General features: G+C 58.3%; 9 protein-coding genes. All 9 read left to right on the top strand.

Translation table 11 applies throughout. The features are described 5' to 3' along the window. The first annotated feature begins 186 nt into the window (after positions 1-186). On the top strand, positions 187-756 hold the full coding sequence (locus ABYW26_RS05635; RefSeq protein ID WP_372603810.1) for a TRAP transporter small permease: 570 nt from the start codon (positions 187-189) through the stop codon (positions 754-756). Between the two features lie 33 nt (positions 757-789). Then, entirely contained in the window at positions 790-2,094 is a 1,305-nt protein-coding gene (locus ABYW26_RS05630) for a TRAP transporter large permease (RefSeq protein ID WP_372603809.1), read from the top strand. Positions 2,095-2,206: 112 nt separating this feature from the next. After that, a complete protein-coding gene (gene dctP / locus ABYW26_RS05625) occupies positions 2,207-3,271 on the top strand; it encodes a TRAP transporter substrate-binding protein DctP (protein ID WP_372603808.1) in 1,065 nt (354 codons plus the stop codon). 485 nt (positions 3,272-3,756) lie between these two features. Further along, complete coding sequence (locus ABYW26_RS05620) at positions 3,757-5,433, top strand: AMP-binding protein (protein WP_372603807.1); 1,677 nt, start codon at positions 3,757-3,759, stop codon at positions 5,431-5,433. A 34-nt stretch (positions 5,434-5,467) separates the two neighbouring features. Next, on the top strand, positions 5,468-6,172 hold the full coding sequence (locus ABYW26_RS05615; RefSeq protein ID WP_372603806.1) for a VOC family protein: 705 nt from the start codon (positions 5,468-5,470) through the stop codon (positions 6,170-6,172). Then, positions 6,172-6,432, top strand: coding sequence for a hypothetical protein (locus tag ABYW26_RS05610; protein WP_372603805.1), 261 nt, complete (start codon positions 6,172-6,174; stop codon positions 6,430-6,432). Before ABYW26_RS05615 ends, ABYW26_RS05610 begins: the two co-directional genes overlap by 1 nt. A gap of 35 nt (positions 6,433-6,467) precedes the next feature. Beyond that, the gene (locus ABYW26_RS05605) at positions 6,468-7,250 is read left to right on the top strand and encodes an Asp/Glu racemase (protein WP_372603804.1); all 783 of its coding nucleotides are present in this window, start codon (positions 6,468-6,470) and stop codon (positions 7,248-7,250) included. Then, positions 7,247-8,401 (top strand): FAD-dependent monooxygenase, encoded by a 1,155-nt coding sequence (locus ABYW26_RS05600; RefSeq protein WP_372603803.1) that lies wholly within the window; start codon positions 7,247-7,249, stop codon positions 8,399-8,401. Before ABYW26_RS05605 ends, ABYW26_RS05600 begins: the two co-directional genes overlap by 4 nt. A gap of 232 nt (positions 8,402-8,633) precedes the next feature. Next, on the top strand, positions 8,634-9,779 hold the full coding sequence (locus tag ABYW26_RS05595; RefSeq protein WP_372603802.1) for a hypothetical protein: 1,146 nt from the start codon (positions 8,634-8,636) through the stop codon (positions 9,777-9,779). Positions 9,780-9,922 lie beyond the last annotated feature (143 nt).

Here is a 9,922-nt window from a genome sequence, read left to right as displayed (position 1 = left end):
GGACGCCGCCGAAAGCAGCGACCTGGACAAAACACTTGCGGCTCTGTCGAAAAGGTTGCGCGCTGCCACGGCGTCGCAGGTGCGCGCGCGCCAGATTATTTCCGCGTTGCAATGATGGGTCTTCCGATCGCCGGGGCGCAGGGGTTTGAACACGCAACCGATACCTGACCTCAATACCGAACAGGTTTGGCGCTGATCGAAACACTGAAATCACGGTCGGGAAACTGGGCTGGAGTAAATCGAATGATCCAAAAACTTATGTCTGGCATCAACTTTTTTTGCCTTTCGATAGGCATGTTGGCGATGTTGCTGCTGCCCTTGCATGTCACGGTCGATGTCATCTTTCGCGAGGTCTTGGGCACGCCGATCCTCGGGACGATCGAGATCGCCTCCTACTACTATATGATCGCCATTTTCGCGCTTCCGTTGGCGTTCGTTCAGGAAAAAGACGAGCATCTGGTTGCCGACGTGCTTGAATCAATCATGTCGAAGAAATTCGTCGGTTTGACCGTATCGGTTGGCTATCTGTGCACGGTGATCTTCGTCTATCTGCTGTTTCAGCAGACGGCTTTGGGCGCCTGGACCGCCACCGGCAACGGTGAACATGTCGAGCTTGTCTTCACCAATCTCTACACGTGGCCCAGCCGTTGGATCATTGCGATCGGGTTCGGCGCGATGTTCCTGCAAGCGCTTCTTCAAATTGTCCGTGACGTGTTGCAGGTCGTGAATCGCCCCAAGGCGACTTCGGGCGCCTGATCTCAGCAAGAATGAAAAAACAGGGAAAAAACCATGAGTGACGTCGTAATAGGGATGTCGGGGCTGTTGACGATCCTGCTCCTTATCCTCTTCAGGCTGCCAATATCGATTTCGCTCGGGTTTGTGTCCTTCCTTGGGCTGACCCAGATTATTGGCTTCAATTCGTCGCTAAGTCTGGTTGGCCGCGTGCCCTTTGACTTTGCCGCGAACTGGACCTTTACAGCCGTCCCGACCTTTCTGCTGATGGGGACGATCGCCTTTTACACCGGGTTAACGGCCAACCTGTTCCATGCCGCACGGCTGTGGTTGGGCTTTTTGCCGGGCGGGTTGGCTGTTGCCACGAACTTTGCCTGCGCCGGCTTTGGCGCTGCGTCCGGGTCAAGCCTTGCGACGACGGTGGCGATGGGCCGGTTGGCCATCCCGGAAATGACCAAATACAAATACGATCCGGGGCTTGCTTGTGCGGTTTGCTGTTGTTCGGGCACGCTGGGCGCGCTCATTCCGCCAAGCATCATGATGGTCATGTATGGAATCTTTGCCGAACAGTCGATTTCCAAGCTGTTCATCGCTGGCATTCTTCCGGGCCTTTTGACCGCCTTCATCTACGCTTTGATGATCATTCTTCGGTGTTCCTGGAACAAGGATCTTGCGCCCCGTTTGGACGAGCGTCCGACGATGCAGGAAAAAATCTCGGCGCTTTTGGGGATTTGGCCGCTTCTGGTTCTGATCACGCTGGTCATGGGCGGAATTTACCTTGGCTTCACGACCCCGACCGAGGCCGGCTCTATCGGTGTCGTCGCCGTGCTTTTGCTGGCGGCCTACCAGCGTCGTCTGACGGTGGATCTGTTGATGAAAAGCCTCAAGGATGCCGCCGTATCGACCGCCGGAATCTTCTTTATCGCCCTGGGCGCGATTTTGCTGACCAAGTTCATGACCTTCAGCGGAGTGCCGGTCGCCTTGGCCGAAATCGTGAACCAGTATTCGGTCAGCCCACTTTTGTTCATTATCATGGCTTCGGTTTTGTATCTGATCCTTGGCATGTTTCTTGACCCGCTCGGGATCCTTCTGGTGAGCATCCCGATCCTGATGCCGCTGCTGCAAAGCTATGAGATGAATCTGATTTGGTTCGGCGTCATCGCGGTGAAATACATCGAAATAGGCCTGATGACGCCGCCTGTCGGAATGAACGTCTTCGCCGTGAAGTCGCTTGTCGGCGAGGATTTCAGCCTGGTCACGATCTTCAAGGGCGTGTTCTGGTTCCTCGGCGCCGAGGCCGTGATCATGGTCCTGTTGATCGCGTTCCCGCAGATATCCCTGTTTCTCCCGTCCCTGATGTAAATGCGTAAGCGTCTATGCGCGAACCGCAGTCACTAAAATCCAACCTGCAACTAGGAGAACTATAATGAAAATACAAAGTGTTAGAGGCCTCGCTCTTGCGATGGCGGTTTGTGTGGCCGGCGCTCCGGTTCTGGCGAAAGACATGCGCTTCGGTGGGGTTCTGCCCGCCGGGTCGCTGATTTCCGATACGATCGAAGAAACGCTTGCCAAGATCACGGACGCGACGAACGGATCGGTGAAATTCAAATACTTCCCCGGCGGCGAAGTCGTTTCGTCGCGGACCTCGCTGAATGGCGTGCAAGACGGCGCAGTGGATATTGCCCATGTGACGTGGATCAGTTTCCCGTCCGAGCTGCCGCTTTCCAGCCTGATCGGGCAGGCCATGATTTTCAGCGACGGCGAACTGGCCGCCTCGGGCGCGGTGTCCGAATATTTCCTGGTGACCTGCGAGGAATGTCAGGGCGAATTCGAAAAGGTGAACTCGTTTCCTTTGGCGACCGAAGGCGCTGCCCGCTATGGCCTGATGTGTAATCCGGTTATTGACGGGGTCGATGACCTGAAGGGCCGTCGCGTGCGGGCCGTGGGCGCCATGGGCCGGTTCGCAAGCCAACTGGGAATGGTCCCGGTCAATATCGCGTCGCCGGAAATTCTGCAAAGCATGGAGCGCGGTGTGGTGGATTGCGCATTCGGCCTGTTGCCCTGGCTGAAATCCTACAGCATCGGGGACGCCACGCATTCTCTGCTGGATACCGGCAAGGGCGCCGTAATGGGCGGCACGACGTTCTGGATGAACCTCAGCACATGGAAAGACCTGTCGGCCGATGAAAAACAGGCCTTCTTGAGCGTCGTTCCTGATCACATGTATCGGACCTCAAGCTATGCCTATGGCTCGTCTGCCGAAGAAGCGATTGAAGGCATCCGTGCGAATGGCGCCGTGATTACCGATGGTGGCGCGCGCTATGCCGAGGAAATGCAAAAATTCCGCGACAGCGAACGTGTGACCTTGATTTCTCTGGCGGCGGAACGTGGGGCCGCCGACCCCGAGAAAAGGGTCAATGACATCATCGCTCTGATCGAGGAATGGAATGCGCTGATGGCTGGGCACGAAGGCGATCAAGAGTATTTCGAGGCTCTGGTTCGTGAACGTGTGATCGCCAAAAGCGCCATTCTCAACTAAACACCCTCTTTTCGACAAGACCTTGTTGCGCCGGTTTCCGGCGCAACATTTGTGTTTATTGAACGGCTTCAATTTTCCCGCTGAACGGATGGGGGACGACCTGCTTTTCAGGCGCTCTGTGACTTCCGTTCTCGCGGCGGACCACCGGTTCGCCTGATCGTGCGTGAGCCGTGCAACAGGGCTGATGATCGGGGTCAAAGGCCGCCGGCTACGCCGAAGGCTCAATCGCTGGGTCGCCCCGATTTCCCGCTCGGAACCGCGGACCGTCACCCTGAAATGACGCAATCGATTCGCACCAAAGGCTGACCTTTGACGCCGCCGCAAAGGCCGGTTTGTAACAAAATCCGGTGTTTGAATTCTGAGGATTGTGAAGAGTTCTTCAATCTTATTAAAAAATCTACGAAAGTGTTGATTTTCTGACTCGGACGATGATAAGTTCGTTTCAGAGACCAGAACCACGCCCCACGCCAATTGGGAGGACCGTAATGCCGCTGCAAAACCCCATTCCGGGGGTCGTCTATCCGTCGACCGAGGATACAGATCGCTATCAAGCTTTGCGGATATTCAGTGACGAAACGATGGACGAGGCCTTTCGTGCGATCGCGGCTCGCTTTCCCGATCGCCTCGCCTTGGCGGATCTGACCGACAGTTACACGTTTGCTCAGCTTGATGCCCGGACCGACCTTATCGCGGCGGGTCTGCTGCGAAGCGGGTTGCGTCCGCTTGATCGGGTGATCTTTCAGCTGGTCAATGTGCCCGAGCTTGTGGTGGTTCTGTTGGCATCGCTCAAGGCCGGCCTGATCCCGGTTTGCACACTTGCGGCGCACCGCATGGCCGAAATCGGCTATCTGGCCAAGCTTTCGGGCGCGCGGGCGCACGTTATTCATGGCGACGGCCAGCGTTTCGATTTTCGCCCCTTCGCCCAAGAGGTTCGCTCTTGCGTCTCGTCGATGGAACTGACGGTTGTGGCGACAGGCCAGAACGACGGGGCGGAAGGCGCGGTCACTCTGGAAGATCTTGCTGACGGCATTACCCCAGAGGATGCGCGCGAAACTTTGGCGGCTATTCCTCGTGATGCTCGGCAAGTTGCTATGTTCCAACTGTCAGGCGGCACAAGCGGCACACCGAAAATCATCCCGCGCTTTCACAACGAATATCTTTACCAATGCCGCCAGGTGGCCCGGTTTCAGGGCCTCGACCAAACGACCGTTGCGTTCTCGCACGCGCCGATGATGCATAACGCGCCGATCGTCTGCTATTGGGGGTCGGTGCTGTGGTCTGGCGGCTGTGTGGTGTGCTGTCGCGAGATGACCTCCGAGGCGATTTCAGCCACCCTTGAACAGCACCGCCCGAATTGGCTGGCGATCCCGTTGCCGCTGTTGGTCAAGATGGAAAAGGAAGGCCTGCTTGATCGTCGGCATTTCGCGGGTGCCCGCATTTCCGCGCCAGGCAATGCACGCCGCATTCGTGACATTACAGGTGCACTTGCGGTCCCGCTTTACGGGATGACCGAAGGCATCATCTCTTACGTTCACGAGGGCGATCCCGAAGACGTTTGGGCCAACATGGTCGGGCGCCCTATCAGCCCGCATGACGAATTCCGGGTTATTGACCCAAATACGGGGGAAACCCTGCCCGATGGCCGGATTGGCGAGTTCGTATTTCGCGGGCCGTCTTCCATCCGGGGATATTTCGACGCGCCCGAGCGGACCGCCGAGGTGCTGACCGAGGACGGTTTCGTCAGGTCCGGCGACCTTTTGAGCATTCACACCATCAACGGCACCCGTTTCCTGCGGTTTGAAGGCCGTGTGAAGGATGTGGTCAGCCGTGGCGGTGAAAAGATCAACTGTCAGGAAATCGAACGCTATCTGGTTACCCATCCCGCAATCAGTGCCGTCGCAATCGTGCCGATGCCCGACCCTGACTATGGCGAGCGTAGCTGCGCCTTTGTTATTCCCGCTGTTGGCGCCGTCGCGCCGAATGTGCCCGAGGTCGGCGCCTATCTCGAAGGTCTTGGCGTGGCCAAATACAAATGGCCCGAGCACATCGAGGTCGTCGCGGGCTTTCCGCTTACCTCGTCGGGCAAGATGTCAAAACCGCTGTTGCGCGAGATGGCGGCTGATCTCGCCCGCGCGCGTCCCCTTGCAAAATCAAACGGCTGAAACTGCTGCGCCAGCCCAGACTAAGGAGTCCCCAATGACCACTGACACCCTACATCAAGATTCCCGCAAAGGTGATGCCTTCACGACAAAACGCGAGTATCGAACGCGCGACGTGGATGTTTCCAGTCTGAAACTTGCCGCTGATGATGGCGTTCAACTCAAGCTGCACGGCGTCGATCACAGCGCCCGCCCGACGTGGAAACTGCGCGAAACATTGACCTTCTATCGGGATGTGCTTGGCCTGCCGTTGATTCACACCATCTCGGCGCGCGGCTGGGGTCATCCGGGGCACCCTGACTTTCTGCATTTCTTCTTTGATGCGGGCAACGGCGCGACCATTGCGTTTTTCTATTACATCGGCACCGAGCGGCCCGACCGCTATATGCCTCAGGACAGCCATTTCTATTCCGCGACGCACACCGCTTGGGGGGTGCAGAGCCGTGAAGAACTTGAGCTGTGGAAAGAAACCCTTGAGGGGCGTGGCCTGAAAGTATCCCCCTACACGCGCCACGAGGGGCTTGAATCCATCTATTTCCGCGATCCGAACGGGTATCCGCTCGAGATTACGCTGCGGCTGCGGGATGTCGAACAGCTGGATGCCATCGACGCCGAGATGACCATGCGCGCGGGCGTCGAACTTGAAGACGAGGCGATCGCAAGCGGCACGCCCATTCCCGATATCGACGCGATCTGGCGGCGCAAAGCCAAGCTTGTCGACACTTACCTGGAGGAAAAATGATGCCCCGGCTTTACGTCGTAGATGTTCCCGAATTCCGCTCGATCGTCGAGGTGGCCGCCGCGCGCGCCGACTATCACGTTCATCCGGCACGCAAGGGCTATTGGCTGATCGAAACCAGCGGCGCGCTGGAGTTCAACCGACGGGACCTGAAGCTGAAACCGGCGCTTTGGTACGGCATGTTCACCGGTGGCATGGACGGTGAGATCGCCCATTGGGACCGCGACGACGTCCGCATCATCGGGACCAACAAGCCGCTCTGAGCATCTGGGCCTTCGGGGATAAACGAGGAACGAAAATGACAGTTAGAACGTATCGCATCGGGCAAATTGTGCCCAGCTCGAACACGACGATGGAAACCGAAGTCCCGGCCTTTCTGAACCGTTATGCCGCTGCCAAGGGGGGAATTGACTTCACTTTTCATTCCTCGCGGATGCGCATGAAACATGTGGTGGTCGAGGAACTGGCCGCGATGGATTGCGACAGCCACCGCTGCGCCGCCGAATTGGCGGACAGCCCGATCGACGTGGCGGGCTATGCCTGTCTTGTTGCGATCATGGCCATGGGAAAGGGCTATCACCGGGTCTCGGAAGAAACACTTGAAAAGATCGCTGCCGCCGAGGGCACGGTCTATCCGGTCGTGACCTCGGCCGGGGCGCTGTGTGCCGAGCTGAAACAGGCCGGGCTGACCAAAGTGTCACTGCTGATGCCCTATGCGGATGCCCTGTCGCAGATCGTGGTGGACTATGTCGAGGCCGAGGGCATCGAAGTCATTGATTGGATTAATTTTTCAGTCACGGACAACAAGGAAGTCGGCCGCATTCCCGGTCAGCGCCTGTTGACCGCATTGGATCGCCTCAAGACCGAGGGCGCGGATGCCGTGGTGCTTTCGGCCTGTGTCCAGATGCCGTCAATCGACGCGTTGGACGCGGCGCGGGCAAAGCTTGGGTTGCCGGTCACCTCAACCGCGGAATGCACGGCGCGGGCAATGTTGCGAAAGCTGGGGCTTGAGGTGCCTGTGATCGGGGCGGCCGAGAACCCATTTTCAGCGACGCTCGAACTGGAAGGAGTTGTGGCATGAAAATTGCAATTGTTGGCGGTGGTCCCGCCGGATTGTTCCTTGGGCGACTGATCCGAAGAAACGATCCCTCTATCGAGATCGACATTTTCGAACAGAACCCCGAGAAAGCCACCTATGGTTTCGGGGTGACCCTTGCAGGGGATGCGCGTCAGCGTCTGGCGAACATCGACGCCGAAGTCATTCAACGCCTGTCCGAACGCATGGTGTTCAACACCGTTCAGGGGATCAGTCTGCAAGACGAGCGGCTTTTGCTGCGATACGCAAATTCGGGCGGTGCAATCGAGCGACTGCAGTTGCTCGAAGTGCTTGGCGAACTGTGCCGCGATGTCGGTCTTGAAGTTCAGTATGGCAAACGCATCGACTCTGAAGCTGACCTTGCGGAATATGACCTTGTCGTCGGCGCCGATGGCGCGAATTCGGCTGTGCGCGGGCTTTGGGAAAACTCTTTCCGCCCCCGGCACCGGCTGCTGGGGAACCGCTTTGCGTGGTATGGCGTCAACAAGGCGCTGATGCCCAATGCGCTGTCGTTCCGGAACGCTGACGGCGGCTGCTATATCGGCCACTACTATGCCTACACCGCTGACAAAAGCACCTTCGTCGCTGAATGCGATGCGCGGACATGGACCGAATGCGGCTTTGACCGAATGAGCGACGACGAGCGCAAGGCGCGGATCGAGCAGATCTTCGATATCGAACTGGAAGGCGAGAAGCTTCAGGAAAACAAATCGGTCTGGCGGCAATTCGATGCGATTACCGTCGAGAATTGGCACCACGGCAAGGCGGTGCTGATCGGCGATGCTTTGCGGGTCGCGCATTTCTCGATCGGGTCGGGGACACGGCTGGCGATGGATGATGCGCTGGCCTTGTTCGAAGCGATTGTGGAACACGGGTCAGATATCGAAGCCCTCAAGGCAAGCTATGTCGAACGGCGCAAGCCCACGCGCGATCTGTTCACTGTGGCGACGGTCAAAAGCTTTGAATGGTATGAGGATGTCCGGCAGCATATGCACACCGATCTCGCCGACTTTGCCCATGCGTTTCTCAAGCGGACCGGGCGTGTCGATGACGAGCGGCTCAAGACCTATGCCCCCGAATTTCACTATCGCTATATCGCGCGTCAGGCGGCCGAACAGTCTGCGGTGACGAAATGACCACGGCGGGCCTGTTGCCGCACCCCTTCGGGGCGCCGCGTGCTGGCTGTAGGGCGCGGTCGGACCGCCGCGCGGTCGGAACCGACCCCCGTGCGGCCAGACTGTAGAAGGTATTGAAATGAACGATATTCCAAGCCCTCGGCGCGTCGCCACCACAACTGCCGGATTGCGAGGGACCAAGTGGGACCCCGACCGTTTGCCGGCTGATGTAAAGATGTCAGCACATGCCTTGATGACGTCTGACAAGGCGCTGGTGACGGGCTATTTGTTCTCGTGCGGCGGCGAGGACACCGTGGTGTGCATGATGCATCCGCGTGAGATGAACGTGACCCAATACCTTGTCCCGGATCTTTTGAAAGCCGGTGTTGCGGTCTGGATTCAAGGGGCGCGGTCCCCCGGCAACGACATCCGGCTTGAACATGAAAAGGCGCTATTGGACATGGCTGCGGGGCAGGTGTTCCTGCGCGCCCGTGGCTTTCGCCACACCGTGTTGCAGGGCACGTCCGGGGGTGGTCCTTTGGCTGCTTTCTATTGTGAACAGTCGGGTTTGGCGCCTCAGGATCGGATCGCCGCATCACCTGGCGGTCGCCCAACCGGCCTGACAAGCGCCGACATGCCGCCGCCTGACGGGGTTGTTTTCGTTTCGGCGCATCTGGGGCAGGGCGAGTTGCTGCGAAACTGCATTGATCCGTCGGTGGTCGATGAAAACGACCCGCTGCGGACCGATGCAGGTTTGTCCGCGTTCGAGCCCGCGAACGGCTATGTCCCGGCACCTGACAGCGCACGATACGAGGCTGAATTTCTGACGCGTTATCGCGCGGCGCAGGCCGACCGTATCCGCCGCATCGACGCCTTTGCGCTGGAAAGCCTTGCGCGAAAGGCCGAGGCGCGAAAGCGCGTAAAAGCCGGGGATCAAACCGCCACATATTTGGCGGCGTGGAGTCCGATTTTTCAGGTCTGGCGCACGGATGCAGATCCGCGTTGTTTCGATCTGTCGCTTGATCCGTCCGAGCGCGCCTATGGAACCTTGTGGGGGGCGAACCAGATTGCCTCGAACTATGGAAGCGTGGGATTTGCAAGGGTTTGCACCCCTGAAAGCTGGCTGTCGAACTGGTCGGCCTTTCATTCGAATGCCGGAATGGAGCGCTGCGCGCCCTCGATCTCGCAACCGGTTCTGATGATCGAATACACCGGTGACAACAGCGTTTTCCCGCAAGAAGCCGACCGTATCTTTGCCGCGATCGGAACCGCGGACAAAGAGCGGCACAAAATCCACGGCAACCACCACGGCCGTCCGGTGGACCCGGATCGGCCCAACGGTCAACTTTTGGCCGCGCAAGCCATCACGGATTGGTTGCAGAGCAAAGGATTTATCTGAAGCCGTCCTCGCTAACCCGCCTGTTCACCTGTGGTTTCCCCTTGATGGGCTCGGACGTCTGAGGCGCTGGGGGCGGCTGCGCTTTGACCTGCGGCCGAGGTGGCGATGAAGTTTCCATTTTACACGAACAGTGGCCTGCGCGG

The organism is Actibacterium sp., assembly GCF_041584535.1.
In the GTDB taxonomy this organism is placed as follows: domain Bacteria; phylum Pseudomonadota; class Alphaproteobacteria; order Rhodobacterales; family Rhodobacteraceae; genus Actibacterium_D.
Note: the sequence above shows the minus strand (reverse complement) of the source record. Positions and strands in the feature narration are given on the sequence as shown.